The organism is Nonomuraea longispora, from assembly GCF_004348345.1.
Taxonomy (GTDB): Bacteria; Actinomycetota; Actinomycetes; order Streptosporangiales; family Streptosporangiaceae; genus Nonomuraea; species Nonomuraea longispora.
This window is the reverse complement of record NZ_SMJZ01000066.1, coordinates 14,155-40,244: the sequence shown is the minus strand read 5'-3', so window position 1 is coordinate 40,244 and position 26,090 is coordinate 14,155. Positions and strand designations below refer to the sequence as shown.

General features: G+C 71.1%; 24 protein-coding genes. 12 read left to right on the top strand and 12 right to left on the bottom strand.

All coding sequences use genetic code 11. The features are described 5' to 3' along the window. Positions 1–244 precede the first annotated feature (244 nt). A complete protein-coding gene (locus E1267_RS18925; RefSeq protein ID WP_132333892.1) occupies positions 245–712 on the top strand; it encodes an NBR1-Ig-like domain-containing protein in 468 nt (155 codons plus the stop codon). Positions 713–808: 96 nt separating this feature from the next. On the opposite strand, the gene E1267_RS18920 is transcribed toward E1267_RS18925, so the two are convergent. Then, positions 809–2,746: a serine hydrolase domain-containing protein gene (locus E1267_RS18920; RefSeq protein ID WP_132333891.1), complete on the bottom strand. Its 1,938-nt coding sequence runs from the start codon at positions 2,744–2,746 to the stop codon at positions 809–811. A gap of 102 nt (positions 2,747–2,848) precedes the next feature. On the opposite strand from E1267_RS18920, the gene E1267_RS18915 reads away from it, so the two are divergent. Beyond that, on the top strand, positions 2,849–4,558 hold the full coding sequence (locus tag E1267_RS18915) for a sensor histidine kinase (protein ID WP_132333890.1): 1,710 nt from the start codon (positions 2,849–2,851) through the stop codon (positions 4,556–4,558). Here E1267_RS18915 and E1267_RS18910 read toward each other — a convergent pair. Beyond that, a complete protein-coding gene (locus E1267_RS18910; RefSeq protein ID WP_132333889.1) occupies positions 4,499–5,107 on the bottom strand; it encodes a response regulator transcription factor in 609 nt (202 codons plus the stop codon). The two genes, E1267_RS18915 and E1267_RS18910, sit on opposite strands and share 60 nt — an antisense overlap. A gap of 156 nt (positions 5,108–5,263) precedes the next feature. Continuing rightward, the gene (locus tag E1267_RS18905) at positions 5,264–6,391 is read right to left on the bottom strand and encodes a serine hydrolase domain-containing protein (protein WP_132333888.1); all 1,128 of its coding nucleotides are present in this window, start codon (positions 6,389–6,391) and stop codon (positions 5,264–5,266) included. A gap of 288 nt (positions 6,392–6,679) precedes the next feature. On the opposite strand from E1267_RS18905, the gene E1267_RS18900 reads away from it, so the two are divergent. Together E1267_RS18900 and E1267_RS18895 are read left to right on the top strand one after the other, a co-directional pair. Further along, positions 6,680–7,045 carry a hypothetical protein gene (locus E1267_RS18900; protein ID WP_132333887.1) on the top strand — a complete coding sequence of 122 codons (366 nt, stop codon included), beginning with the start codon at positions 6,680–6,682 and terminating at the stop codon, positions 7,043–7,045. Between the two features lie 73 nt (positions 7,046–7,118). Next, complete coding sequence (locus E1267_RS18895) at positions 7,119–7,514, top strand: peptidase inhibitor family I36 protein (protein WP_246064002.1); 396 nt, start codon at positions 7,119–7,121, stop codon at positions 7,512–7,514. On the opposite strand, the gene E1267_RS18890 is transcribed toward E1267_RS18895, so the two are convergent. Continuing rightward, entirely contained in the window at positions 7,515–8,105 is a 591-nt protein-coding gene (locus E1267_RS18890) for a TetR/AcrR family transcriptional regulator (protein WP_161714933.1), read from the bottom strand. A gap of 84 nt (positions 8,106–8,189) precedes the next feature. Between E1267_RS18890 and E1267_RS18885 the strand changes: the two genes are divergently transcribed. Beyond that, positions 8,190–9,221 carry a saccharopine dehydrogenase NADP-binding domain-containing protein gene (locus E1267_RS18885; protein ID WP_220449566.1) on the top strand — a complete coding sequence of 344 codons (1,032 nt, stop codon included), beginning with the start codon at positions 8,190–8,192 and terminating at the stop codon, positions 9,219–9,221. After that, a complete protein-coding gene (locus tag E1267_RS18880; RefSeq protein WP_132333884.1) occupies positions 9,218–10,054 on the top strand; it encodes an NAD(P)H-binding protein in 837 nt (278 codons plus the stop codon). The genes E1267_RS18885 and E1267_RS18880 overlap by 4 nt, the downstream gene beginning before the upstream one ends. A gap of 46 nt (positions 10,055–10,100) precedes the next feature. Here the strand turns inward: E1267_RS18880 and E1267_RS18875 are convergent, their stop codons facing one another. The 8 genes from E1267_RS18875 to E1267_RS18840 form a co-directional block, all read right to left on the bottom strand. Continuing rightward, positions 10,101–10,604: a GNAT family N-acetyltransferase gene (locus E1267_RS18875; RefSeq protein ID WP_132333883.1), complete on the bottom strand. Its 504-nt coding sequence runs from the start codon at positions 10,602–10,604 to the stop codon at positions 10,101–10,103. Between the two features lie 283 nt (positions 10,605–10,887). After that, on the bottom strand, positions 10,888–12,600 hold the full coding sequence (locus E1267_RS18870; protein WP_132333882.1) for an ABC transporter family substrate-binding protein: 1,713 nt from the start codon (positions 12,598–12,600) through the stop codon (positions 10,888–10,890). After that, a complete protein-coding gene (locus E1267_RS18865; protein ID WP_132333881.1) occupies positions 12,597–14,666 on the bottom strand; it encodes an ABC transporter ATP-binding protein in 2,070 nt (689 codons plus the stop codon). The genes E1267_RS18870 and E1267_RS18865 overlap by 4 nt, the downstream gene beginning before the upstream one ends. After that, positions 14,663–15,505: an ABC transporter permease gene (locus E1267_RS18860; RefSeq protein ID WP_132333880.1), complete on the bottom strand. Its 843-nt coding sequence runs from the start codon at positions 15,503–15,505 to the stop codon at positions 14,663–14,665. Before E1267_RS18860 ends, E1267_RS18865 begins: the two co-directional genes overlap by 4 nt. Position 15,506: 1 nt before the next feature. Continuing rightward, complete coding sequence (locus E1267_RS18855) at positions 15,507–16,484, bottom strand: ABC transporter permease (protein WP_132333879.1); 978 nt, start codon at positions 16,482–16,484, stop codon at positions 15,507–15,509. Positions 16,485–17,116: 632 nt separating this feature from the next. Next, positions 17,117–18,442: a four-carbon acid sugar kinase family protein gene (locus E1267_RS18850; RefSeq protein WP_132333878.1), complete on the bottom strand. Its 1,326-nt coding sequence runs from the start codon at positions 18,440–18,442 to the stop codon at positions 17,117–17,119. A gap of 7 nt (positions 18,443–18,449) precedes the next feature. Next, positions 18,450–19,766, bottom strand: a complete 1,317-nt coding sequence (locus E1267_RS18845; RefSeq protein ID WP_220449565.1) for a RuBisCO large subunit C-terminal-like domain-containing protein — start codon at positions 19,764–19,766, stop codon at positions 18,450–18,452. Then, a complete protein-coding gene (locus E1267_RS18840) occupies positions 19,763–20,437 on the bottom strand; it encodes an aspartate/glutamate racemase family protein (protein WP_132333877.1) in 675 nt (224 codons plus the stop codon). Before E1267_RS18840 ends, E1267_RS18845 begins: the two co-directional genes overlap by 4 nt. Before the next feature lie 148 nt (positions 20,438–20,585). Here E1267_RS18840 and E1267_RS18835 point away from each other — a divergent pair, with 148 nt between their 5' ends. Genes E1267_RS18835 through E1267_RS18810 form a run of 6 tightly spaced genes read left to right on the top strand, consistent with a single transcriptional unit; the run spans position 20,586 to position 26,074 of the window. Beyond that, positions 20,586–21,302: a FadR/GntR family transcriptional regulator gene (locus E1267_RS18835; RefSeq protein WP_132333876.1), complete on the top strand. Its 717-nt coding sequence runs from the start codon at positions 20,586–20,588 to the stop codon at positions 21,300–21,302. A 12-nt stretch (positions 21,303–21,314) separates the two neighbouring features. Further along, a complete protein-coding gene (locus E1267_RS18830; RefSeq protein WP_132333875.1) occupies positions 21,315–22,091 on the top strand; it encodes an enoyl-CoA hydratase/isomerase family protein in 777 nt (258 codons plus the stop codon). Further along, positions 22,091–23,281, top strand: a complete 1,191-nt coding sequence (locus E1267_RS18825) for a CaiB/BaiF CoA transferase family protein (protein WP_132333874.1) — start codon at positions 22,091–22,093, stop codon at positions 23,279–23,281. The genes E1267_RS18830 and E1267_RS18825 overlap by 1 nt, the downstream gene beginning before the upstream one ends. Further along, a complete protein-coding gene (locus E1267_RS18820; protein ID WP_132333873.1) occupies positions 23,269–24,321 on the top strand; it encodes a type 2 periplasmic-binding domain-containing protein in 1,053 nt (350 codons plus the stop codon). The genes E1267_RS18825 and E1267_RS18820 overlap by 13 nt, the downstream gene beginning before the upstream one ends. Next, complete coding sequence (locus E1267_RS18815) at positions 24,318–25,031, top strand: SDR family NAD(P)-dependent oxidoreductase (RefSeq protein ID WP_132333872.1); 714 nt, start codon at positions 24,318–24,320, stop codon at positions 25,029–25,031. Before E1267_RS18820 ends, E1267_RS18815 begins: the two co-directional genes overlap by 4 nt. Further along, positions 25,028–26,074, top strand: a complete 1,047-nt coding sequence (locus tag E1267_RS18810) for an aldose 1-epimerase family protein (protein WP_132333871.1) — start codon at positions 25,028–25,030, stop codon at positions 26,072–26,074. The genes E1267_RS18815 and E1267_RS18810 overlap by 4 nt, the downstream gene beginning before the upstream one ends. Positions 26,075–26,090 lie beyond the last annotated feature (16 nt).

Below are 26,090 nucleotides of genomic sequence, written 5' to 3'. Positions count from 1 at the left end.
GCCTGACGGCTCGTCGCAGCCCGGTTCGCCCCAGCTCGCCGACTCGTCGCCACCCGGCTCCTCCCAACCCGGCGGGGCTTCCCAACCGGGCGCGCCCCAGCCCGGCGAGGCGTCTCCACCGGACGGATCCTCACGGCCCGGTGGTTCCGCGGCATCCGTCGGCGCGGCACCGTCCGGCGGTCCCGCAACGTCCTCCGGAGCGCGGCAGGGCGCTCGCCGTAGGCCGCCGGCGGGAAAGGCGACCGTGCTCGCCGCGGCGACCGGCGTGGTCGGGGTCGCCGCCATCCTGCTCGGCTGGGTGCTGCCGCTGCTCGGCGAGGGCGACGGGAACGGATCCCCGACGAGCCGGCCCACCCCGGCGCAGAGCGTCTCGCCGCGCGACGACTCCGTCTTCGAAGGTGACGTGACCTACCCCGACGGCAGCGTGGTGAAGCAGGGCGCCGCCTTCGACAAGGTCTGGCGCATCCGCAACGCGGGCACCGTCCCGTGGCAGGATCGCTACCTGACCCGCATGAACGACACTCCGTGCAAGGCGCCGGAACGGGTCGGGATCGGACCGGTGCTGCCCGGCGAGACGGTCGACATCAAGGTACGTGTGCGCGCCGCCGACTCCCCCGGCCGCTGCAAGATCTTCTGGAAGATGACCGACGACGACGGCGCCCCGCTGCTCGCCGGCAAGAAGCCCATCTTTCTCGACGTCACCGTCGGCTGAGCGCGGATCCACCGTTAAGGAGTGCTTGGGCACACCGGGTGCAGGCCCGGCATGAGCAGCGGGTCGTGCGGAACGCGGCCATGAGGACCTCGGTCGTCAGTTCGTCGGGAACGGCAGGGCGAGCAGGTTGTACGTCATGGCGATCTTGAAGAACACCACACCGGCCAGTGCGAGCGCCGTGTAGCCCAGCCGGCCCGGCCGGCCCCACCAGCCCTTCACCCAGGCCGCCACCGCGTAGCCGGCGACCAGGACGCTGAGCACGAGCCCGGCCGTGGCGACGATCGGCAGCGCGGCCAGCCGGGGCGCGTAGAGAACGGTCAACTCGGTGACCACGTTCGGATCGGACATGGTCATGGCGATCCCGCCGACGAAGACGGTCACCAGCGCGGCGGTGATCCAGGCCAGCAGCCGGGCGGCACGGGCGCCGGCCGGCTGAGACCGGGCGCCGGCACGGGAACGCCTGCGCAGGACCCGGACCAAGGTGCTGACCGGCAGGGCGAGGAAGGCGAGCACGAACACCAGGGCACTGAGGCCCAGCAGGATCGTGTGCGGCATCGGCTCGTCGGCCCAGGCCAGCTTCTCCAGCGCCTCGGACGGGTTCATCGAGGTCGACAGCGTGCCCTCGTCGTCGAAGGCGATCTTCGCCTGGCCATCGCGCTCTTGGAAGAGACCCTGCCCGATCGGTGTCCAGTGCTGGGTCGTCTTCTCCGGGTCCGGCGACAGACCGGTGGTGGTGAGAGTGCCGTCGGCGTTGGCCTGGACGCCCATCGTGGCGAACAGCGAGCTGACCTTCATGAGGCTGGTCCGGCTGGTGCGAGTGGAGCGGTAGGTACCGGCGTAGCGGGTCACGTCCCCGCCGGAGACGGCTTTCGCGCTGGCCGATTTCGCGGGCAGATACCGGTCGATGATGCGTTTGACGAGGCTCTGGCCGTTCCAGCCGGCCTGGCCGCCGACGCCGTCGCCGTTGTAGACGACGTAAATCCCGAGGTCCTGCTCCGGAAGCAGACCCATGACGTTGTGGTGGCCGGTCACCTCGCCGTCCTTGTAGACGATCCGGTGACCGTTGTGCGAGCGCTGCTCGAAGGTGTATCCCATGCCCGGGATGCGTGGGTCCTGGGCGTAGTGCTGCTCCTGAAGGCGGCGGACGACGTTCTTGCCCAACCGGGGATCGCCGCTGAGCTGGGCGAGCATGAAGCGGCCCATGTCGGCGGGGGTGGAGACGGGGCCGGTTCCGGCAGGGGCCCAAGGGCCGTACTGGCCCTTGACGGCGGCGTAGCCGTCCTCGCTCGGGCGGTAGGCGCCGGCGAGGTGGGCGTCGAGTGTCGCGGCGTGCGGCACGGCCAGGCTGGTGGCGTTCATGCCGAGCGGCTTGAGCACGTGCTGCTCGACGTACTTGGCGAACGATTGCCCTGAGGCGGCCTCCACGAGGTGGCCGGCCAGCGCCAGACCGTAGTTGTCGTAGGCGACGCGCGTGCCGGGCGGGCGTACCCGGCGCGGTTGCCGGTCGGCAAGGCTGCCCGCCAGGGAGCCGACGTCCTTCGGATCGGCCTCGGCGAGCCCGACGACGTTGTCGTCGAAGCCGGCCGTGTAGGTCAGGAGGTGTTCCAGGGTGACCGGTCGCCCCGGGTAGGAATCCTCGATCTTGAACGCGGTCAGGTATTTGTTGACGTCCGCCCGCAGGTCGAGCTTGCCGGCGTCCACGAGTTGCAGCGCGGCCGTGGCGGTGAACAGCTTGGCGAGCGATCCGGTGAAGAAGCCGGTGCGCCGGGGGTCGACCGGCCGGCGTGTGGCCACGTCGGCGACACCGTATCCCTTGGCGAGAACCGTACGCCCACCGGAGACCACGACGACGGCCGCGCCGGGAATGCGGCTCTCGGCCAGTTGCCCCGATACGATGCGGTCGACCATCTCGGCCAGTCCCGGCAGGTCGGTCTCCGGCGTGACCGGCCTTGCGGATGCCGTGGCCGGGCTTGCTGTGAGGATCACGGCGCCGGCCAGTACCGTGGCCCAGATGCGGATCAGGTGCACTTTCATGACCACAACCCTGCCGACCTGGGGTGATACCGGACCAGTGTCAGGGACACCGATACTTCCGGCGAAACGCACGATCCGTACATTTAGGTATGATTCTCCGCTGTGGTGATCATCCTGGTGGTCCTGGCGGGTGTGGCGTTCGACCCGCTGGCCCCGCTGCCCGGCGTTCCCGCGATCGTCATGGTGATCCTTCAGGTCGTGCACAGCCTGCCCCGCCCGCGCCGCCTGGTCGGTCCATGGACCCTGGTCGCGCAGGCCTTGCTGTTCGTGTGGGCCGGGCAGGGTGCTCCCGGGCTGCTCACCGCCTCCGTGCTCCTGATCGCGCGCGGCCCTGCGCGCTGGGTGCTGACGGGAGCCGTTGTGGCCGTCACCGGCCTGCTCAACACGGCCGACGCCTACACCTGCGTGAACGCCATGGTGAACGCGCTCACGCAGGGGCTGGTGGTGTTCGGCGTCACCCGGCTGAACGACCTGCGCGCCGAACTGCACGCCGCCCGCCACGAACTGGCCGAGACCTCGGTCGCCGAAGAGCGCGAGCGGGCCTCACGCGAGTTCGAGAGCGTCCTGGGCTCCAGCCTGTCGGCCATCACCGCCCTGGCGGCGCAGGGGCGCACCAGCGAGATCGTCGCCCTGGCCCGCCGGGCAGCCGCCCGCGCCCGGCAGGCTCCGCCGGCCCCGGCTCAGCCGCCCTTCGACGACCTCACACCCCGGCTCGCGCTGCCCATCCTGGTGACCGTGCACCTGGGCTTTCTAATCGTCTCCGCGGTGTTCCTGTGGCGTGCGGCGCTGCCACCCGGCGTCCTGGCCCCCGCTCTGCTGATCCTGGCCGGGGTCACGGGCCTGCAACTGCGCCACTCATGGCCCCGGCCGCCCGGGGTCCGGCCCGCGCACGCGGGATGGACGCTTCCGCTGCAACTTGCCCTCGCCCTGGCACCGCTGTTCTTCCCTGACCGTCCCTACCCGCAGCTGATCGGCTACGCCGCGGGCTCCCTTCTCATCCTGTGGACCCGCTGGGCGGCCTTCCCCGTGGTCGGCGCCGTGCTGGCGGCTGCCTCCGTCGTGATGGCACTACGCGGCATCGCTCCGGTGGACAACCTCTACTGGACGTTCAACGCGCTCGCCATCGCGGTCATGTTCCATGGCCTGGCCCTGCACACCGACATGGTCGTCCAGGTGCGCCAGGCCCGCCTGGCGCTGGCCGGGATCGCAGTGGAGCGGGAGCGCCGCCGCATCGCGCGCGATGTGCACGACCTGCTCGGCTACAGTCTGTCGGCCATCGTGGTGAAGGGAGAGCTGGCCGTCCGGATGCCTGAGCGGAGCGCCGAGCAACTCGCCGACATCACCCGCATCGCCGAACGTGCCCTCGCCGACGTTGCGGCCATTCCCCGCGACAGCGGCCGGCCGTTGTCGCTGGCGACCGAGCTGGCCTCCGCCCGTGAGGTGCTGTCCACCGCGGGAGCGGGCGTCCACGCCGATCCCGCGGTCGAGCTGCCGCCCGAAGTCGACGCGCTGCTGGCCACGGTGCTGCGCGAGGCGGTCACGAACGTCCTGCGCCACAGCCGTGCCCGGACCTGTCGCATCGAGCTCACCGCGCGTGACGCCACCGCACGCCTGAGGATCGCCAACGACGGCGTCACCGGCCCCGACGCCGCTCCGCCCGGACAGGGCCTGCGCAACCTGGCCCAGCGCGTGAGCGCCCACGGCGGCACCCTGCGCGCCTCCCGCGTTGACGGAGGATATGAGCTTCTCGTCCTACAACCAACCGGCTTCGGTCGCGATGCGGACGGCGTCGAGCCGGTTACGGGCACTTAGTTTGGTGACGATCGCCCCCAGGTAGTTGCGCACCGTGCCCTTCGATAGGTAGAGCGTCGAGGCGATCTGCGCGGTCTCCAGGCCGTCGGCCGCCATCCGCAGCACCATGATTTCCCGTTCGCTCAGGGGGTTGGGCCTGCTCATGATCGTCTGTGCGGCGAGATCCGGGTCGAGCACGCGCTCCCCCGCGACCACCCTGCGGATCGCCTCCGCCAGTTGGGCGGGGGGCGCGTCCTTGAGCATGAACCCGCTGGCCTGGGACGCCAGCGCCTGCCGCAACGTCTCCGGCCGCCCCAGCGACGTGAGGATCAGCACCCGGCACTCGGGCAGCCGCTCGGCCAGCACACCGGCCGCGGCGAGCCCGTCGAGCTCGCCGGGCATGTGCACGTCGAGCACCGCCACATCCGGCCGGTGCTCCAGGGCCGCCGCCACCGCCGCCTCCCCCGAGGCCACCTCGGCGACCACCGTCAGATCGCTCTCCAACCCCATCAGCGCGACGATGGCCCCGCGGATGAGCTCCATGTCCTCCGCCAGCAACACCCGAATCACGATCGTCCATCCTTTCCGTGCCCAGCAGGACGCAAACGTCATCCTCCGCCCTGCCGCCGGCTCAGCGGTAGGCGGCGGCCTGGAGGGTTCAGGGTTCGGTGTGGAGGCCCTGTTCGGTGACGCCGTGTCGGTGACGCGGGCAGCGGCGCGGACGTGCTATGTCCCGGGGCAGAGAACGGCTTCCGCCGCCTTCTTGATCATGGGCTCGACGGCGGGATCGCTGTGGGCCGTACCAAGCGTTACGGACACGACGAACTGCACACCCGTGTCACGCGAACCGTAGGTGATGGCCTTGAAACTGGGTGCGCTGCCCGCCGCGGCGCCGAATCCGCCCCCGCAGACGCCCTTGTCGGAGGGCTCTTCTGAGGGAGGCGGGGCCGGCCGGCCGGCGTTCAGTGCGTCCTTCTCCTCCTTCGTCAGCAGGTCCTTGCCGAGCGCCAGGTGGAAGGCGCTCAGGTCGTCGGTGGTGGAGATCACCCCTCCGGCCGCGTAGCCGTAGCTCATGTTGAAGCGGTCGACGTCGTGCAGCTTGCCGTTCTCGTCGGGGTAGTAGCTGTGCCCGTGCGGGCCCTTGATGCGACCGGGGAACGTGACCGGCAGGTAGGTGTCATCCATGTGCAGGGGGTCGAAGATCCGCCGCTCGAACTCCGCGGCCACCGAGCGATCGGTGAGGTCTTCGATGATCAGTCCGAGAAGGTAGTAGTTGGTGTTGGAGTAGGAGAACTTCTCCCCTGGTTCCTGGGTGCGCGCCACGGTGCGCGACCTCTTGACCAGCTCCATCGGCGGAATGTACGTGGTGAAGTCCAGGTAGTCGATCAGCTCGGGGGTGAACCAGTTGGGGATGCCCGAGGTGTGGTGGATCATCTGCTCCACGGTGATCTCGTCGGCCCGCTCCACCAGGTCCTTCTCCGCCACCTCGGGCAGCAGGTCGCTGAGCTTGTCGTCCAGAGAGAGCTTGCCCTCGGTGACCAGCTTCATGATGACGACCTGGGTCATGGCCTTGGTCTGGGATCCGGCCCTGAAACGGGCGCCGGCGGGAATCTTGCCACCCTTGTCGTTCAGGAGGCGGGTGCCGGCCGAGCCCTTGTCGACCTTCTTGCCGTCGATGTAGACGGCGCCGATCGCGCCGACCACTTCAGGGCTCTTTGCCAGCTCTGTCAGAGCCTTCTGCACGTCGCCGAGCCGTGCCCGGTCCGCGTCGGCCGCGGTAGCGGGTGTCGCGACGCTCAGCGTCAGCGTCGCGCAGGCCAGACCTGCCAGGCCGATCATCTTCACACGATCCACAAGCGAGATCCTTTCCCCTTGAGCGGCCGGGACGGTGTCCGCGTCTGGTATTCAGACGCCCTGGCCCGGCCTATGGCGACAGGTTTAGACCTGCGGTGGTTTCTCCGCCGTTTCCGCCGACTCGATCTGGGGCGATCCCGTCAGGGCACGCGAGGAGGCGGAGTTCGTGAGCGCGGTGGACCAGGCGGCACAGGTCCGGGGACTCCAGCGTGACGAACGCCGGCGCCGAGCGAGCCGCGGTCGACCGCGACGTCGCCGACCGCTACTCGACGCCCTCGTCCTGCCGTGGTGGCCGCTCGCGCTGTGCCCGAACTCGTGGTCGTGCTGCCGGACCGCGCGGGCGATCTGGTGCGCCGCGACGAAGCCAGCCTGATCGGCGGCATGGCCTCCGCCTTCACCGAGGCGGCCCGGAGGCACCTCGACACGCACGCCGCCGCAACGTACGCGCGCGACGGCGAGACGCGGCCCGCGTACTTCGTGCTCGGCGGCGAGGGGACCGTGCAGAGCCCTCCCCGACTCCTCCGGCAGGCGCTCGGGACGGACGTCCAGCGGCTCCACCCAGGCGGGCGGGAGGGCGCCCTGTGGTGCGCCACCAGAAAGCTGGCCGGCACCTGCGGCCGGTCGCGAAGCGGAGTCGATCGACCCCTTTCCTGACAAGATCGCGCCATGTATGTTCGGAGCGAAAGAAAGTTTCAATCATGGAGGAACGTTGGGCAAGAAGCTTCACATGCTGGCCTTACCGATCGCCGCCGCCGCTCTGGCCTCGCTCGCCACCCCGGCCCAGGCCGCCGACGGGTACGACCGGTGCCGTGACGGTTATTACTGCATGTTCTCCGGCCTCGACGGCACGGGCGACCTCATCGAGATCAACGCCGACACCCCCGACCTCGCCGCCCTGGGCATGGCCGATCGCGCCAAGTCCGACTGGAACCGTACCGACTCGTGGATCCACCTGTTCTCCGAGGCCGGCTACGGCGGCTGCTCCGCGGTGACCAGCCCGCGCGACCAGGGCAACTTCTACGTCGACTTCCGCGACTTCTTCGACTCCGTCCGCTTCGACGGCCCGAACGGCCCCTCCTGCCGGACCACCGTCAAGGGCTCCGTCACCGACTCGCACGGCTGATCAGCGCCTGAGCGCCTCCAGGAAACGGTCGGCCTCCGCGGCGAGCCGTGGCAGGTCGGCCGCCGGGTCCTGGGAGCGGGCCAGCAACATCCCGCCCTCGCACAGGGCCCCGAAGACGAGCCGGGCCCGGACGGGCAGATCGCCGTCCGCGGCCTGGCCGCCCGCGACCGCAACGCGCAGTCCGTCGTGCAGGACCCGCAGCAGGTGATCGTGCTCGATCGCCCTGACGGTCTCCCAGCTCAGCACCGACGGCGCGTCCAGCAGCACGATCTGGCGGAACCCCGGGTCGAGGCAGTGCTCCAGGAAGGTGCGGCACCCGCGCCGCAGCGCCTCCATCGGCTCGTGCTCCTGGCCCGCCGCCCGCACCAGCGCGGCGGAGACCTCCTCCAGTTCGCGTACGAACGCGGCGCGGAACAACGCGACCTTGCCGCCGAAGTGGTGGTAGGCGGCTCCCTTGGTGACGCCGGCCGCGGCGGCCACCGCGTCGATCGACGTGGGCGCGTATCCCCGCGCGCCGAACAACCGGCGCGCGGCCCGCACCAGCCTGCCCGTCGTCTCGTCCGAGCGCTCTGCCTGCGTGCGGCCGGTCATCGTTCTCCCCTTGACGTACATACTCGCGGTACGTAACTTCGAGGCCTAGTTACGTACTCACAGTATGGAACATGGAGGCGAGCCGTGTCCGCACCGCAGCACATCGCCGTCTACGGCGCCACCGGTCACACCGGGCGCCTGGTGGCGGCCGAGCTCCACGCCCGCGGCCGCCGGGTCGTCCTGGCCGGGCGCGACGAGGGCGCGCTTAAGGCCCTGTCCGACGAGCTCGGAGGCGCGCGCGTGCACCGGGCCACGCTCGACGACCCCGGCGCGTTACGCCGGCTCGCCGAGCAGGCGGCCGTGCTGATCCACTGCGCGGGCCCGTTCACGCACACCGGCGCACCCGTCGCCACCGCCGCGGCGGAGGGCGGGTGCCACTACGTGGACCACGCCCTGGAGCAGCACCACACGAAGTGGATGTTGGACGCCATGTCCGGGCCGGCCCGCCGGGCGGGCATCACCATGGTCACCGCCATGAGCTTCTACGGCGGCCTGGGCGACCTGCTCGCCGGCGCCGTGTCGGCGGGCATGACGGACATCGACCGGGTGATCACCGCGTACGCGGTGAGCGGCTGGCGGCTGACCACGGGCGCCAAGAGCACCGCGGAGCTGCTGTTCGCCGACACCCGGCGGATCACCTACACGGACGGCGCCCAGCACATCGGCTACGTCGAGCCGCGCAACGCCGTCTTCCCGTTCCCCCCGCCGCTGGGCCCGCGCACGATGATCGCGCCCGTCCCGTTCTCCGAGGTGCTGACCGTGCCCAGGCACGTGCCGGCGCGGCAGGTCGAGGCGCAGCTCACGGCGCACACGTTCCAGGAGGAGCAGGTGTTCACCAGCGAGCACGCCGATGCCGCCGCCAGGGCGGGCTCCGACTTCACCGTGGCCACGCAGGTGATCACCGCGGACGGGGGCCGCGCCGGGCAGGCGAGCGGCCGTGACCTGTGGCGGATGAGCGCGCTGACGTCCGTGGAGGCCGCCGTACGCCTGGCCGACGGCGACGGCCCCGGCTCCCCCGGCGTGTACGGCCCGGCCGAGGCGTTCCCCGCCGGACCGTTCCTGCGCGACCTGGAGCGGCTCGGCCTGTTCACCCTGACCCTGCCGGAGGAGCGATGATCCTCGTCACGGGCGCGGCCGGCGGGCCGCAGGGATCGACCGGCCGGCACGTCGCCGAGCTGCTGCTGGAGCGCGGCGCGCAGGTGCGGGCGTTCGTGCACTCCGACGACCACCGGGCCGACGCGCTGCGCGAGCGCGGCGCGGAGGTGGTGGTGGGCGACCTGCGGGAGATCACCTCCGTACGCCCGGCCGTGCGCGGCGTGCGCCGGGCGTTCCTCACCTACCCGGTGACGGCGGGTCTGCTGGACGCCACGGCCGTGCTGGCGGCGGCGGCCAGGGAGGAAGGGCTGGACCGGGTCGTCGAGGTGTCGCAGCTGGACGCCTCGCCCGAGGCACTGACGCCCCGTATGCGCCGGCACTGGGTGGCCGAGCAGGTCCTCGACCGGGCCGGCGTGGGCGCGGTGCACCTGCGGGCCGCAGTGTTCTTCGAGAACCTGGCCGTGGCAGCCGACGGCGACCGGCTGGCGCTCCCGCTCGGTCCGCCCGACACCCGCATCCCCCTGGTCGCCGGCGCCGACGTGGCCAGGGTGGCCGCGGGGCTGCTCCTCGACCCGGTGCCCGCCGACCCGGTGTGCCTGGTGACGGGGCAGATGGCGACGATCGGCGAGGTGGCCGACGCCTTCGGGCTGCCGTACGCGGACGTGCCGCCCGAGGAGTGGAAGGCCAGGGCCATGAAGAAGTACGGCGACCCGTACACCGTCGAGCACCTGACCCACCTGTGGGCGATCTTCCGCCTCATCGGGCCGGGCGACCACCCGCTCTACCGCGTCACGGAGAGCATCGAACGCTACGGCGGCCGGCCACCGACCACGCTGCGCGAGTTCCGGCGCTGATCCCCGCGGGCGCCACCGCCGTGGACGGTGGCGCCCGCGGTTGTCGTCAGACGCCGAACGGAGGCGCGTAGCGGATCGTGCCGGACGGCAGCGGCTCGCCGTCCAGCGACATGGCCATCAACGCCTCGTCGGGCACGTCGAAGGCGACGCCGATGCCGTGGCGGGAGGCGGTGGTGAAGCCGAAGCGCGGATAGTACGCGGGGTGCCCGAGCACGGCCACGGCGCTTCCGCCGCGTTCCCGCGCCTCCCGCAGCGCGTCCTCGACGACCAGCGTGCCGAGCCCCTGGCGCTGCACCTCGGGCGCGACCGCGACCGGGCCCAGGGCGAGCGCGGGTGTCTCGCCGACGTGGCAGCGGGTGAGCAGGGCGTGGGCGACGACGCGGCCGCCGGTGACCGCCACCCGGGACAGGGCGGGGATCCAGGCCGGGTCGCGGCGCAGCGCCTCGACGAGGTCGGCCTCCTCCGGCTTGCCGAAGGCGGCCGCGGTCACGGCCCTGATCGCCGTCTCGTCACCGGGTGTCTCGGCGCGCAGGGTGAGGTCGTCGGTCATGCGTGTGCTCCGGTCGTGTGCGGCGGGCAGGGTACGGGCGGGCAGAGGAACGAATGCTGCTCACGGCAGCCACCCAGCGGGCGGTCATACGCTCCTCGCTCCTTCCTGCTCCTCCGGCGACGCCTCCGGGCGCTCGCCACACCACCATGCCTTCGTAGCGACCGAAAGCACCGATTCAAGGCACGACCCTACCCGATGGCCGCAGAGCCGGCCAACCGGCTCCGCGGACACGCGAAACCCCCGGCGGGGCAGGCCCTGCCGGGGGTTTCTTCGTGCGCGAGGATCAGCCGGTGAAGCCGACCGCGGTCCAGTCGTAGAACTTGTAGCCCTCGGCGCCGAGGTTGGCGAGGGTCTTCTTGGCCGCCTGGATGTCAGGGCGCTGGTACAGCGGGATCGTGTGCACCATGTCCCAGATGAGCTTGTCGGCGGCGTTGGCCAGCTCGATGGCCTTGGCCGGGTCCGTCTCGCTCACCGCGGCCTCGATGGCCTCGTCCATGGCCGGGTCGCTGGCCTTCGGGAAGTTGCTCTCGGAGCCGGTCTTGTAGATCTGCGCCAGGCTGCCGATCGGGAGCGGCGTGCCGATCCAGGAGAACGGCACCAGGTCGAAGTCACCCTTGATGATGAAGTCGGTGAAGAACTTGTCATCGGGGACCGGCCGGATGGTCAGGCCGATGCCCGCCTCCTTGAGCATGGCCTGGGTGAGCTCGCCCTCCGTCTTCGCATACGGCACGCCCGCCGGGACGACGAAGGTGAGCTTCATCTCCTTGCCGTCCTTCTTGCGGAGCTGGCCCTCTGCCTCCTGCTTCCAGCCGGCCGCGTCGAGCAGCTGCTTGGCCTTCTCCAGGTTGTACTTGCCGAGGTCGCCGGAGTTGTCGACGTAGCCCTTGTGGTTGTTCATGAAGACGTGGTTGCCGAGCGTCTGCAGCGGCCAGTCCATGTCCTTCAGGTCGGACTGCGTGATCACGTCCCGGTTGATGGCGTACGCGACCGCGTGCCGGACGTTCTTGTCCTTCAAGAACTCGCTCTGGTTGTTGACGGTGATGTGCCGCCAGTTGGGGCTGAGCGCCTTGCGGATGTCGACGTTCTGGACTTCCTTGGCACGCTTCAGGTCCGCGGGGCTGCCCGGCGGGATCTCCACCATGTCGAGCTCGCCGTTGGCGAAGGCGTTGACCTGCGCCGCGGGGGTCTCGATCGTCCGGAAGATGACCTTGTCGAGCTTGGCCTTCTTGCCCCACCACTTGTCGTCACGCACGACGGTGAGCGTCTTGGTGCCCTCGTCGATCTTCTCGACCTTGAAGGGGCCCGCGGTGACCGGGATCTTCTGCAGGTAGTCCTTGTCGTACGCCTCAGGCGACTTCATGTGCTTGGCCGGCATGAGGTGCGGCGACCGGGAGAACAGGCCCTGCCACTCGGGGAACGGCCTGGAGAAGGTGATGATCGCAACCTTGTCGCTGTCGCCCTTCTTCACCGACTCGATCCGGTCCCAGCCGTCCGTGGAGGCCGGCTTGAACTTCTTGTTCTCGCCGTTGTTGGCCTTCCACGCGGCCTCGAGGTCCTCCCACGTCATCGGCGTGCCGTCGGACCAGGTGGCCTTCTCGTTGAGCGTGTAGGTGACGACCTGCTTGCCGTCCAACGTCTCGTTCTTCACGTCGGTCAGGTAGTCAGGGTTGGCCGTGAAGTTGGCTTCTTCGTCGGAGACCATCAGCATCGGCATGATCGTGTCGAGCATCTCCGCGGTGTCGGCCTGGTTGCCGTCCACGTGGTTGCCGTTCCACTGGCTCGGCCACTGGCCGACAGGGAGGGTCAGCGTGCCGCCGTCCTTGACCTGCTCGTACGGGACGGGGTTGATGCTGATGGCCGGGGTCTCCGACATCTGCTGCTGAGCCTGCTTCGACTGCTCGGCGTTCGGTTGGTTGGTCTCGCCGCCGCCACCGCAGGCCGCGACGGCCATGGCCAGGACCGTCAGCCCTGCGGCCGCACGGTATCGAACCTTCACTCTTCCTCCTGATTGTCCGAGGCCGTGATGACCTCGACTTCCTCCGCGTAGTGACAGGCGGCGCCGTGGTCGACGACGTTCGCCAGCCGGGCAACCGAGGGTTCCTCGTCCACACACCGCCGCTGCTCCGCCTCGCTGAGCACGGCGAATTTGGGGCAGCGGGTGCGGAACCTGCATCCGGACGGCGGGTCGGCCGGGCTGGGCAGGTCGCCTTCGAGCAGGATCCGCTTGCGGGTGCGTTCCATCTCGGGGTCGGGCAGCGGGATCGCCGACAGCAGGGCCTGCGTGTACGGGTGCGCCGGACGGTCGTAGACGTTCTCGACCGTACCGATCTCGGCGATCTTGCCCAGGTACATGACGGCCACGCGGTCGGCGAGGTGCCTGACCACGGCCAGGTCGTGCGCCACGAACAGGTAGGACAGGCCGAGCCTGCTCTTCAGCTCGTCCAACAGGTTGATCACGCCTGCCTGGATGGACACGTCGAGTGCGGAGACCGGCTCGTCCAGCACCAGCAGTTTCGGCTCCAGCGCGAGCGCGCGGGCGATGCCGATGCGCTGCCGCTGGCCGCCGGAGAACTGCTGGGGGTAGCGCTCGGCGTGCTCGGCGGCGAGCCCGACGAGTACCAGCAGTTCCTCGACCTTGGCGCGCACGTCCTTCTCGCCGTGCGCCCGCAGCGGCTCGGCGATGATGTCGCCGACCGGCATGCGCGGGTCGAGCGCGGCCATCGGGTCCTGGAAGACGATCTGCAGGTCGCCGCGGAGGCTCTTGCGGCCCGCCTTGTCGAGTGTGGCGCTGTCCTTGCCGAGCACCACGACCCGGCCGCCCTCCGGCGGCTGCAACTGCATGATCTGCTGCAGGGTGGTGGTCTTGCCGCAGCCGGACTCGCCGACCAGGGCCAGCGTCTCGCCCTGCGCGATGTCGAAGCTGATGCCGTCGACGGCGTAGACGGTGCCGACGCGGCGCTTGACGATCGCGCCCTTCAGCAGCGGATAGTGCTTGGTCATGGCGTCGAGTTCGAGCACGGTGGGGCGCTCGGCACGCGGCACCCTGACCACCTCGTTGGGCGGGATGACCGGCACCGGGAACACGTCCGCCCCGGTCAGGCCCTTGTGCTCGATCTCGTGCGAACGGATGCACGCCACGTGGCGGCCGCTGCCGAACGGCGTCAGCGGCGGCTCCTCGTCGTCGCACATGTCCACCTTCATCGGGCAGCGCGGCGCGAAGGGGCAGCCGGGCGGCAGCGACGCCGGCGACGGCGGGTTGCCGTCGATGGGCACGAGCGGGCCCTCCTCGCCGTCGATCCTGGGGATCGAGGCGAGCAGACCCATCGTGTACGGCATCCGCGGCCGGTAGTAGATGTCGTCCACGGGGCCCTGCTCGACCGGGCGGCCCGCGTACATGACGACCACCCGGTCGGCCATGCCGGCGATGACGCCCAGGTCGTGGGTGATCATCACGATGCCGGCACCGGTCTCCTGCTGGGCGGTCTTCAGCACCTCCAGCACCTGGGCCTGGATGGTCACGTCGAGCGCCGTGGTGGGCTCGTCGCAGATGAGCAGGTCGGGGTCGTTGGCGATGGCCATGGCGATCATGGCGCGCTGCCGCATGCCGCCGGAGAACTCGTGCGGGAACGCCTTGGCCCGCAGGCCCGGGTTGGGGATGCCGACCAGGTCGAGCAGTTCGACGGCGCGCTTGGCGGCCTTGTCCTTGCCGACGCTCTGGTGGACGCGGACGGCCTCGGCGATCTGGTCGCCGATGGTGTAGACGGGCGTGAACGCCGACAGCGGATCCTGGAAGATCATGCTGATCGTCTTGCCGCGTACCTTGATCTGCTCGTCTTCCTTCATGCCGAGCAGTTCCCGGCCGTGCAGCTTGACCGAGCCGCTGACCACGGCGTTCGTCGGCAGCAGGCCCATGACGGCGAGAGAGGTGACGGACTTGCCCGAGCCGGACTCGCCGACGATGCCGAGCACCTCGCCGCGCTCGACCTCGTAGCTGACGCCGCGCACGGCCTGGATGCCGCCGGGGAAGGTGACGGTGAGGTCCCTGACCTCCAAGATGCTCACGAGTTGCTCCCCGGGTCGAGTGCGTCACGCAGGCCGTCGCCGATCATGTTCACGCTGAGCACGAGCAGCACCAGCAGGCCCGCGGGGAAGGCGAACAGCCAGGGGTAGCCGGTGGCGTTGCGGGAACCCTCCGCGATCAGCGTGCCGAGCGAGACGTCGGGCGGCTGGATGCCGAAGCCGAAGAAGGACAGCGCGGCCTCGCCGATGATCGCGCCGCTGACGTTGAGCGTGGCATCGATGATCAGCAACGAGGACAGGTTGGGCACGATGTGCCGGAAGATGATCTTCCAGCGGGGGATGCCCATGTAGACGGCGGCCTGCACGTACTCCCGCTCGCGGAGCGAGAGCGTCATGCTGCGCACCACCCTGGAGGTGATCATCCAGGAGAACGCGGCGAGCAGCGCCACGAACCAGAGCCAGGAGGCGCCCTCCCGCAGCCGCGGCGAGATGATGGCGATGATCAGGAAGCTCGGCAGGACCAGCAGCAGGTCCACACCCCACATGAGCGTCTTGTCCACCCAGCCGCCGAAATATCCGGCGAACGCGCCCACGATCGCGGCGAGCCCTGTGGAGATGAGCGCCACGAGCAGGCCGATGAGGATCGACTTCTGCATGCCGCGGAGCGTGACCGCGTACATGTCCTGGCCGATCGTGGTGGTGCCCCACCAGTGGTCGCCGCCGGGGGGCGACAGGAAGGCCAGGAAGTCCTTGTCGGTCCAGTCGTACGGGCCGACGAACGGCCCGAGGTAGGCCAGGGCCACCAGCACGATCAGGGCGATGGAGCCATAACGGGCCTGCTTGTTGCGGAGCAGGCGCCGCAGGACGACTTTCGATCGCATGTCAGCTCACCCGCACCCGAGGATCGAGGGCCGCCACCAGCAGGTCCGACAGGAAGGCGGCGAACAACACACAGACGGCGGTGAAGAAGGTCACCGCGGCGACGGAGTTGACGTCGTTCTGGTTGATCGAGTCGACCAGCCAGGCGCCCATGCCGTGCCAGGCGAAGATCTTCTCGGTGAAGGTGGCACCGGTGAACATCGTCCCGAACGCGAAGGCGAAGTAGGTGGCGGCGGGGATCAGCGCGGTGCGCAGCGCGTGTTTGGTCAGCGCCGTCCTGCGTCTCAGCCCCTTGGCCATGGCGGTGCGGACGAAGTCCTGGTTGAGCACGTCGAGCATCATGTTGCGCTGGATGCGGCTGTAGAAGGCGATCAGGCCCAGGCTGAGCGAGATCGTCGGCAGGATCAGGTGGTTCAGCCGGTTGAGGAACTGGTCGAAGCCGGACAACCGGGGGTTGTACTCGCCGGTGTACTCGATGAGCGAGAACCCCAGTCCTCTGTTCAGGTTGTACGTCGCGATCGCGAGCAGAGTGGCCAGCACGAACACCGGAACGGCCATGATCACGAAGGAGCTGACCCCGATGAACCGGTCGGTGAGTTTGTACTGCTTCACCGCCGAGATCGCGCCCAGCGCCACACCGACGGCGAAACCGACCAGCGTGCCGATGAGCAGCAGCCGTAGGCTGACCATGATCCGCCGGCCCATCTCGTTGTTGACCGAGCCGCCGTTCCACGTGCGGCCGAAGTCTCCAGTGACGACGCCCTTGGCCCACGTGCCGTAACGGACGAGCACCGGGGTCTTGTCGTTCAGGTTGTACTCATCGAGCGTCGCGTCGATGACCGCCTCTGCCACCGGTGGCTGGCGACCCTCGTACGCCCCCCGCGGGTTCATGGTGGTGGCCGCGAGCATGTACGCCAGACTGGCCGCCAGGGCGACCAAGATCACGTTTATTGCCAACCTGCGGAGCAGGTACTTGCCCATTACTCTCCGTTCGCGCTGACCGTGGGCGCGGACTTCCGACCGGAGAGGCGCCCTCGCAACGTAAACCCATCTCGCATGGTGAAATCCACTTGACGCCGAGATGGCGATCAGAGCGCAGAATATATGTAAAAATGTAACGGGTAGAAACCGTTCGGCGTAACGGTCAGGTCAAGCGCATTAGTCGGCGACCCCTCCCCGGGTGCCCTCGGACCACCGGCTTCACCTGCTGAAACACCCCCTCCCAAGATCCGCTGTACAGCGCCGCACCTGGGGCAAATGTCACAGAATCCGGACACTATTTGACGATCGCGCAAGCTGATCCACATCGCCTTTGCGAATGCGATGGTGCACGATGACAAGTGCGCACAGGACACCGCCGCTGCGAGCAGCCCGCCCCCTACCCAGTCGCCGCTTGACCTGATATGTACGATGCCATCGGCCGAACACCTCGGAGGCGACGTGGAACCGATCGGGTTACCGGAGGAGACGATCCGCAGGCAGTTACGGACCGCGATCGAGCAGGGCGCCGGTGGTGACCGTCTGGCCCGCGGAGGGCGAGCGGCTGCACGCTCTGCCCTTCCAGTGCTCCGTCGAAGCCCTGGGCTGGACGGCGGACGGTGAGCTCAGCGTCGTCACCGACGTCGAACTGCATCTCCTGCCACGTCCCCTTCCGCGGCCGGCCCTGGTGGCCGACGCGCTGGCGCGTACCCTGCCCCGAGCCGGCAGTCATCAGGCCGCTCGCGGTGACCGGCGGCGGCGCGCAGGAAATAGTCGTCCCCGCCCACCTGGCCGCCCTTCAGCGCCACCTCGATCCCGTCGACCGCGGGATCGTCCGAGGCCGGCACGCACACCGGCCCGCCTGCCGCGAGCGAGGCGACCACGTCCAGCGACCGGACGCCGAGCGCGGCCACGACCTGGCCCGAGGTGTCGCCGCCCGCGATCACCAGCCGCCGCACCAGCCCGGCGCGCACCATGGTCGCGGCGATCCGGCCGAGCGACGTCCCGATGCCGTCCGGGTCCCTGGCCGGTCCGCGGGTCGACTCGACGATGGTGTGCCGGCCGTCGCGCAGGCTCTCCTCCACCTGCTCGACGAGGCCGGCGGGACTGGACAGGTCGGCGAACACCCGCCACCCCGCCCGCTCGGCCGTGTCGATCTGGCGGGCGGTGATCGGCGAGCGGCTTCCCGACAGGACGAGCACCGGCGCGACCGCCCCCAGCACTTCCCGCCCCGCCGTCGTCGCCGGAGCGGAGGCGGAGGCGAGTGCTGAGGCGAGGGCGCGGCTGAGGCCGCCGGAGCCGACGCAGCACAGCGGGGTACGGGTGGCCGCGTCGGCGAGCAGCAACCGCCCGAGCGCCCTGACGTGCTCGTCCGTCACCGCGTCCGCGACGAAGGCCGCGTCCCCGGCCCTCGCCCGGTAGTCGTCCTCCGACGGCGACGCGGGCAACCACCCGGTACGTCCCGCGCCCTGCTCGGCCAGGCGTACCCGCAGGTCGGCCTCCGTCGCGGGGGTGACCGGGTGGTCGCGCGCCGGCGGGTAACGGTCGAGCCGGTGGACCTCGTCGCCCGCGCGTACGAAATGGTTGGCGAACCACGTGCAGCGGCCCAGCTCGGGCTGCGCGGCCAGCACCGGTACGGGACCCCGTGCCATGCCCGCGCGGTGCAGGGCCGCGACGACGGCCCCGATGCTCCCGCGCTGCGGGGAGGAGTCGAAGGTCGAGCAGACCTTGTACTGGATGACCAGCGGCCGCAGCCCCGCCAGGGCCGTGAAGGCGGGCAGCACCACGGAGGCGGGGTCGGCCGACGTCCGCGCGGTGGTGGCGATGCCGATGACGTCGTCCCGGTCGTGCAGGTGCGCCACGTCGGTGACCAGCGACCCGGTCAGCCCGAACCTCCTGAACTGCCACAACGCGTCGGTCGCGCCCGTGAAGTCGTCGGCCGCGAAGGCGATGCGCGTCACCGCGGCCTCACTTCCGCACCACCCCGCCGAAGTGCCGAAGCGCCCTGGCCAGCTCGGGCTCGCCCACCTCGGTCAGCGGCACGCCCGCCTCGGCCGCCGCCCACGCCTGCCTCATGCTGGCGATCCCGGCCGCGGGCCCGTCGGGATGGCCGAGCACGCCGCCTCCCGCGAGGACGAGCAGGTCGCTGGTGCCGGTGCGCTCCAGGGTGACGGGCGCGGTGCCGGCCCACTGGGCGGACGACAACACGGGCAGGCACGGGAAGCCGCCGAGCAGCGGTTCGCGTACGGCCGCCACCGTGCGTCGCACGTCGTCGTCGGTGACGTAGAACTTGCTGTGGAACCCGCCGCAGTGCAGGTGGTCGACCCCCGCCAGGCGGGCCAGCTTCTGGTAGGCGACGTGGGCGATGCCGATCCCGGGATGGCGGAACAGGGCTCCGGTGCCGGTGAGGTGCCCGTGGATCGCCACGCGGGAGTGCCGGCGCAACATCGCGGCCGCGGGGAGGCCGACGACGTTCAGGTTGACCATGACGCAGGTGCCGCCGGCGGCCACGACGAGGTCATGATGGGCGAGCATCCGGTCGGGTTCGTCGCTGATGTTGAAGGCGTACATCGGCCGCCGCCCGGTCCTCCGTTCGACCTCGTCGAGCGCGGACGTGACCGCGCGCACCCGCTGCGGCAGCGGCGCGGGCGGGCAGTCGCCGTTCACCTCGTCGTCCTTGATGAAGTCGGCCCCGGACAGCCCGAGCTCGACCACCAGGTCCACGTAGTCGGAGGGGCGCAGCCCGACGTTGGGCTTGACGATGGTGCCGATCAGCACCCCGCCGGGACGCCCCACCAGCCGCCGTGTGCCCTCCACCGCGAACCGGGCCGGCAGGTATGCCTGCGCGAACGCGGCGGGCAGGTCGAGGTCGGTCAGTTTCAGCCCGGCCAGCTCCCGCAGCTCGAACAGGTTGCCCGCGACCACGGGGAGCAGGTTCGTGAGCGACGGCCCGGTGTTGTCCAGGGGGAACCCGATCCGCACCAGGCCGGCGGTGAGCGGCCCGTCGCCGGCCGCACCGGGCAGCGCCTCGGTGACCGGCGGGGGGATCTCGGTCATGCCGAGCACCACCGCGCCGTGCCGGGCGCGCAGTTCGTCGGTCTCGCCCGCGACGCCGACGAACGTGCCGGTGCTCTGCTCGCCCGCGATCGCGCTCACCGCCTGTTCGAGCGGCAGGCGCGTGAGCACGTGGTACGTGGCGACGGTCAGCTCGCGCCCGTCCCCCGGCTCGCGGCCCGCCCCGAGCCGGGCGGCCGGTACGCGCTCCGCTCCGGGCGAGGTGGTCACCGGCCCGCCCGCTCGCCCAGGATCTCCCGGGCCAGGTGTCGCATGGCGAGCGGCGGGCTGGTCAGGATCGGCCCCGTCGCCGGAACCGTCGCCGGAACCGTACCGGCGACGCGGGCCATGGACGCCTGGGCCAGCACGACCACGTCGACGTCCGCGCCGAGTTGGGCGAGGGCCCGCGCCACGTGCGCGTCGTGGGTGGCGGCGTCGCCGCTCATCAGCGCCTCGAACGCGCCCTGGCACACCCTGGCGGTCAGCTCGATCTCCTTTCCGGCGGCGGCGGCACGCCGGCGTACGAGGTCGGCGGTGGGTTCGAGGGTGGTGGTGAGGGTGGCGAGCACGCCGATCCTGCGGCCGAGCGCGACGGCGCGGTCGGCCATCGGGCGGTCGACGCGGGTCACCGGCACGCCGGTCAGCGGCTCGGCGGCCTCGACGGCGGCGCCGATGGAGGAGCAGGTCACCAGGATGTGATCGGCCCCCGCGGCCTCGGCGGAGCCGACGTGACCGGCGACGCGCCGCGCCGTCAGAGGTGTGAGGCGGCCGGCGGCGATGGTGTCCTTGATCAGACTGTCGTCGACGATGTTGAACGTGCCGACGCCGGGCAGGTGCTCGGCGCACAGCCCGGCGAACACGTCGACCAGCGTCGCCGAGGTGTGGATCAGTGCCAGCCTCATGGTCTCTCCCTGTGGCGGAGGTCGGTGCCGCTTGCTGGGAACGTACTACTGGGATCCGGGATTGTTAAGGGCCTTCATCCGATGAAGTTCGAATTTCATCGGATGAAGGTCTAGGAAAACGGCGGCGCTCGGGGTAGCTTGCGAAACCGTGGCAACAGATCCCCAGCCGGACGCGGCCCGGCACGTCCAGGTCGTCCAGGCGCTCGGCGCGCAGATCGTCGAGGGCGGGCTGGCTCCCGGCACGTCCATCCCCATCGAGGAGGAGCTGGTCGGCGAGCTCGGCGTGGGCCGCTCCGCCGTCAGGGAGGGCGTGAAGGTGCTGGCCGGCAAGGGCCTGCTGGAGACCAGGAGGAGCGCGGGCACCATCGTGCGCCCCCGCGAGTCCTGGAATCTGCTCGACGCCGACGTCCTGAGCTGGCGGTTCATGCCCGAGCCGCGGCCCGGCGACATCCGGGTGCTGGCCGACCTGCGGGTCGCGCTGGAGCCCGGGGCGGCGCGGGTGGCGGCCGAGCGGGCGGACGCGGTGGCCGTCCGGCGCATCGACGAGGCGCTGGCCGCGCTCTACGCCACCGCCGACGACCCCGAGCCGTTCATCGAGGCCGACCTGGCCTTCCACAAGGCGGTGTTCGCCGCGGCGGACAACGACCTGCTGCTCTACGTCTACGACATGATCAGCATCGCCCTGCGGTCCGTACGCCAGGTGCACACCCGTTCCGTCGCCCACAACAAGGAGACGCTGCCCGGCCACGAACGTGTCGCCGTGGCGATCAGGCGCCACCACCACCGCAAGGCCGAGGAGGCCATGCGCGAGGTGGTCGAGGTCGCCCGCGCCGACGCCGAGCAGCACGTACGGCTCTGCTGCTGACCACCCCATGAAATGAGCGAACACGTGCACGTCCACCTCGACGTCGACGGTCCCGTGGCCGTCATCACCCTGAACAGACCCGACAAGCTCAACGCCATCACCCCCGGCATGGCCGCCGCCCTGCGCGCCGGCCTCGACAGGGTGGACGCCGACCCGGGCGTGCGGGTGGCCGTGCTCACGGGCGCGGGCGAACGCTCGTTCTGCGTCGGAAGCGACATCGGCGAACTCGACGCGTACGCGACGCCGTGGGAGTTCCGCAACCGCGGCGACTACGGCGACGCCGTACGCGCCCTGCGCAAGCCGCTCATCGCGGCCGTCAACGGCTACGCCTACGGCGGCGGCCTGGAACTGGCCATGGCCTGCGACATCCGGCTGGCCGCAGACACGGCGACGTTCGCCGCGCCGGAGATCAAGCTGGGCTGGATCGGCGGCAGCGGCCAGTCGGCGCTGCTCGCCCACGCCGTCGGCCCGAGCAACGCGGCCACCATGCTGCTGACTGGCGACCCGATCGACGCCAGCCGCGCGCTGCGGTGGGGGCTGGTCACCGACCTGCACCCGAGGGAGGAGCTGCTGCCGGCCGCGCTGGAGCTGGCGGGGCGGATCGCGGCCAGGCCGCCGATCGCCGCGCAGACGGCCAAGGCGAATGTCAGGGCGGCCTACTCGATGCCGCTGGAGCAGGCCATCCGGTACGAGCGCGACCTGCAGACCGTCTGCTTCGCCACCGCCGACGCGGCCGAGGGCAGGGCGGCCTTCGCCGAGCGGCGCGAGCCCGTGTTCGAGGGGCGCTGATGGGCGTACTCGACGGCTACCGGGTGGTCGACCTGTCCATCGCGATGGCGGGGCCGCTGGCCGCCATGCGGCTGGGCGACCTCGGCGCCGACGTCGTCAAGGTCGAGCCGGTGACCGGCGAGTGGCAGCGGCACGCCCCGGCGGGCGGGGCGACGGGCAACCGGGTGAACGCGTCGTTCCTGTCGCTCAACCGCAACAAGCGCAGCCTGGCCGTGAACCTCAAGGCGGACGAGGGCCGGGAGATCGTGCACCGGCTGGCCGCGACGGCCGACGTGTTCCTGCAGAACTACCGGCCCGGCGTGGCCGAGCGGCTCGGCATGGACCACGCCACGATCAGCGCGCTCAACCCCCGCATCGTGTACGTCTCCATGTCGGGCTACGGCGAGAGCGGGCCCTACATGGCGCGGCCCGGCCAGGATCTGCTGCTGCAGGCCATGAGCGGCGCCATGCTGAGCACCGGCCGCGAGGGGGACCCGCCGGCTCCCGCGGGAACCTACGCCATCGACGCCGTCACCGCCTACAGCGCCTTCGAAGGCGCGCTGGCCGCGCTGCTGCACCGCGAGCGCACCGGCGAGGGCCAGCGGGTGAGCGTCAACATGCTGGACGCGGCCGTCGCCGTGCAGATGCAGGAGCTGTCGGTCTTCACGGTCGGCGGGGTGCCGCAGCGCCGCGGGAGCGAGCCGCACGGCCACACCTACATCCGCGCGCCCTACGGCGTGTTCGCCACCAAGGACGGATATCTCGCGCTCGGCATGCCCCGGCTCGACGTGCTGGCCGTCGCCTTCGACCTGCCGGGGCTCGCGGGCATGGACGGCGACGCCGACGGCCACACCAGGCGCGACGAGATCACCGCGCTCGTGGCCCGCCGCCTGCCCTGCCGTACGACGGCGGAGTGGCTGGAGATCTGCGCCCGCCACGACGTGTGGGCCGGCCCGGTGTACGGCTACGCCGACCTGGTGGCCGACCCGCAGGTCCGGCACAACGGCTCGTTCGTCACCTACGAGCACCGCACCGAGGGCACGGTGACCACGCCCGGTTTCCCGTACGGCTTCAGCGCCACGCCTCCCGAGGTGCGCAGGGGCGCGCCGCTGGTGGGCGAGCACACGAGGGAACTGCTCGGCGAGCTCGGCTACCCGCCGGAGCGCACGGCCGAGCTGCTGGCGGAGGGCGTGCTGGCATGCGAGGACTGACCTGGGACCATCCGAGGGGGTACGCCCCGCTGGACGAGCTGACCCGGCTCGACCTGACCGGCCGGAACCCGTACGGCACAGTGCCCGAGCCGATCGTGTGGGACCGGCAGCCGCTGGAGGGGTTCGAGTCGGAGCCGATCGCGCGGCTGTGCGAGACGTACGACGTGCTCGTCGTGGACCATCCCGGGCTGGGCGCGGCGGTGGAGGCGCTGGTGCCGATGGAGGAGCTGTTCGAGCCGGATGAGCTGGCGGCCCTGCGCGCCGGGTCGGCGGGCCGCTGCTTCGACAGCTACCGCCTGGACGGGCGCCAGTGGGCGCTGCCGCTCGACGCGGCCACCCAGGTGGCGGCCGCGGGGCCGGGCGTGCGGGTGCCGGCGGACTGGACGGAGATGGCGGGGTTCGCCCGGGACGTGCGGATGGTGCTGTGCCTGGGCGGACCGCACGCGTTTCTCATGTTCTGCGCGCTCTGCTCGGGCGACTTCCTGGACGTGGAGGCGGGGGCCAGGGCGCTGGAGCTGATGGCGGAACTGCTGGCCGCCGCGGACACCAGCATGTCGATGCGCAACCCGATCGGCGTGCTCGACGCGCTGGCGGCGGGCGAGGCCGACTGCTGCCCCCTCCTGTACGGGTACGCCACCTACCCGCTGGCCTTCTCCGACGCCCCCGCCTGGCCGGGCCGGCCGCCGGGCAGCGTGCTCGGCGGCACCGGGCTCGCCGTCTCCCGCAGGCGCATCGGCACGATCCGCGAGGCAGTCCGCGCCCATCTGCGCCGCCTGTTGACGGAGCCGGTGCAGACCGGGCTGTTCCCCGCCACCGGCGGGCAGCCCGCGACCCGCGCCGTATGGGAGTCCGCCGGGGAGGGCGACAGCTTCTACCGCGGCACCCGGGCCACCTTGGAGGCCGCCTGGGTCAGGCCGCGCTTCCCCGGCTACATCGCCCTGCAGGGGAGGTCGTCCGCGCTGATCCGCGACGGGCTGCTCGCCCGCGTCCCGGCCCGCGACCTGCTCAAGCAGGTGCACCACGAATGGAGGCACAGATGACCACGGCGCTCGTCACAGGCGCCGCCGGGGCGCTCGGCCGCGCGATCGTGCGCCGGCTGACCGCCGACGGCCACCGGGTGGCGGCACTCGACGTCGAGGCCAAGGGGCTCGACGGCGCGCTCCCCCTGGAGACCGACCTGCGTGACCCGGCCGCCGTCGAGGCCGCGTTCGCCGAGACGCGGGCGCGGCTGGGGCCGGTCGGCATCCTCGTCAACAACGCGGCCGTCTATCCGGCCCGGCCTTTTCTGGAGGTGCCGCTGGCCGAGTACGACGACGTGCACGCCGTCAACCAGCGGGCCTACTGGCTGGCGGCCCAGCTCGCCGCCCAGCAGATGAGCACGCAGACGAGCGGACGGGGCGGCGCGATCGTCAACGTCGCCTCCATCACCATGCACGGCGGCTGGTCCGACCTGGCCGCGTACGTCGCCACCAAGGGCGCCGCCGCCGCGCTCACCAGGGCGCTGGCCCGCGAGCTCGGCCCTGAGGAGATCCGGGTCAACTGCGTCTCGCCGGGCGCGTTCCCGACGGCGGCCGAGACGATCCATCCGGATCCGGAGGCGTACGACCGGATGGTGCTGGAGCGTCAGGCGCTCCAGCGGCGCGGCAAGCCGGAGGAGCTGGCGGCCGTGGTGTCGTTCCTGACCGGCCCGGACGCCTCGTTCGTGACGGGCCAGACCATCGAAGTCAACGGAGGGTGGGTGATGGCATGACGCCGGACCGCAGGCGGCTGGCGGAGCTGACGGGCGATCTGAGCGCGGCCGGCGGGGTGCGGCTGGTGACGCTGGCCGACGGGGTGGAGCGCGGCATCAGGGCGCTGGAGTTCAGGACCGGATCGGGGCTGGCGTTCGACGTGCTGGTGGACCGGTGCATGGACATCGGGCACGCCGAGCACGGCGGGCGCGCGTTCGGCTGGCGCTCCCCCACCGGCTTCCGCCATCCGGGGCTGCACGAGAACGCCGACGAGGACGGGCTGTCGTGGTTGCGCTCGTTCTCCGGCCTGATCGTCACGGCCGGGCTGGACCACACGTTGTTCGGCGGCGACGTGCCCGCCGGCACCTACCGCTATCCGCCGCGCGCGTCGGTGCGGCACGGCCTGCACGGGCGCGCGGGCAACCTGCCCGCCCGGCTGACCGGCTACGGCGAGCGCTGGGACGGCGAGCGCTGCGTGTTGTGGGCGGAGGGCGAGGTGCGCCAGGCGGCGGTCTTCGCCGAGAACCTGCGCCTGGTGCGGCGGATCGAGGCCGACCTCGGGGGCGAGGAGATCAGGCTGGTGGACACCGTCACGAACGCGGGCTTCGAGCCGACGCCGCACATGTACCTGTACCACATCAACCTGGGCTGGCCGCTGCTCGACGAGGGCGCCAGGTTCGAGGCGGCGATCCGCGAGACGCTCTGGCAGAGCGACAGCGTGGCCGAGCAGCGGGCCGGTCACCTCGTCTTCCCCGGGCCGGCTCCGGGGTTCGTGGAGCAGGTGTACGAGCACGCGCTGGTCCCGGGCGACGACGGGCTGCACCGGGTGGCCGTGGTCAACGACCGGCTCGGGATGAGGGTGTCCGTGGAGTGGCCCGCGCGGGAGTTCCCGTACTTCTTCGAGTGGCTGAACCTGCGCTCGGGCAACTACGCGGTGGGGCTGGAGCCGTCCACGCACCACGTCTCCGGCGACGCGGCGGCCAGGGAGGACGGCAGCATGATCTGGCTCGGCCCGCAGGAGTCGCGGACGTACCACACGACGTTCCGTGTCGAAACGATCTGAGGCGGCCGGGCGGCCG

Bases quoted from the DNA above. Each gene is read 5' to 3' on its own strand.
- E1267_RS18920 (WP_132333891.1), bottom strand. From the start codon at position 2,746: ATGAAAGTGCACCTGATCCGCATCTGGGCCACGGTACTGGCCGGCGCC.
- E1267_RS18895 (WP_246064002.1), top strand. From the start codon at position 7,119: ATGCTGGCCTTACCGATCGCCGCCGCCGCTCTGGCCTCGCTCGCCACC.
- E1267_RS18890 (WP_161714933.1), bottom strand. From the start codon at position 8,105: ATGACCGGCCGCACGCAGGCAGAGCGCTCGGACGAGACGACGGGCAGG.
- E1267_RS18880 (WP_132333884.1), top strand. From the start codon at position 9,218: ATGATCCTCGTCACGGGCGCGGCCGGCGGGCCGCAGGGATCGACCGGC.
- E1267_RS18875 (WP_132333883.1), bottom strand. From the start codon at position 10,604: ATGACCGACGACCTCACCCTGCGCGCCGAGACACCCGGTGACGAGACG.
- E1267_RS18860 (WP_132333880.1), bottom strand. From the start codon at position 15,505: ATGCGATCGAAAGTCGTCCTGCGGCGCCTGCTCCGCAACAAGCAGGCC.
- E1267_RS18855 (WP_132333879.1), bottom strand. From the start codon at position 16,484: ATGGGCAAGTACCTGCTCCGCAGGTTGGCAATAAACGTGATCTTGGTC.
- E1267_RS18840 (WP_132333877.1), bottom strand. From the start codon at position 20,437: ATGAGGCTGGCACTGATCCACACCTCGGCGACGCTGGTCGACGTGTTC.
- E1267_RS18830 (WP_132333875.1), top strand. From the start codon at position 21,315: ATGAGCGAACACGTGCACGTCCACCTCGACGTCGACGGTCCCGTGGCC.
- E1267_RS18825 (WP_132333874.1), top strand. From the start codon at position 22,091: ATGGGCGTACTCGACGGCTACCGGGTGGTCGACCTGTCCATCGCGATG.
- E1267_RS18820 (WP_132333873.1), top strand. From the start codon at position 23,269: ATGCGAGGACTGACCTGGGACCATCCGAGGGGGTACGCCCCGCTGGAC.
- E1267_RS18815 (WP_132333872.1), top strand. From the start codon at position 24,318: ATGACCACGGCGCTCGTCACAGGCGCCGCCGGGGCGCTCGGCCGCGCG.
- E1267_RS18810 (WP_132333871.1), top strand. From the start codon at position 25,028: ATGACGCCGGACCGCAGGCGGCTGGCGGAGCTGACGGGCGATCTGAGC.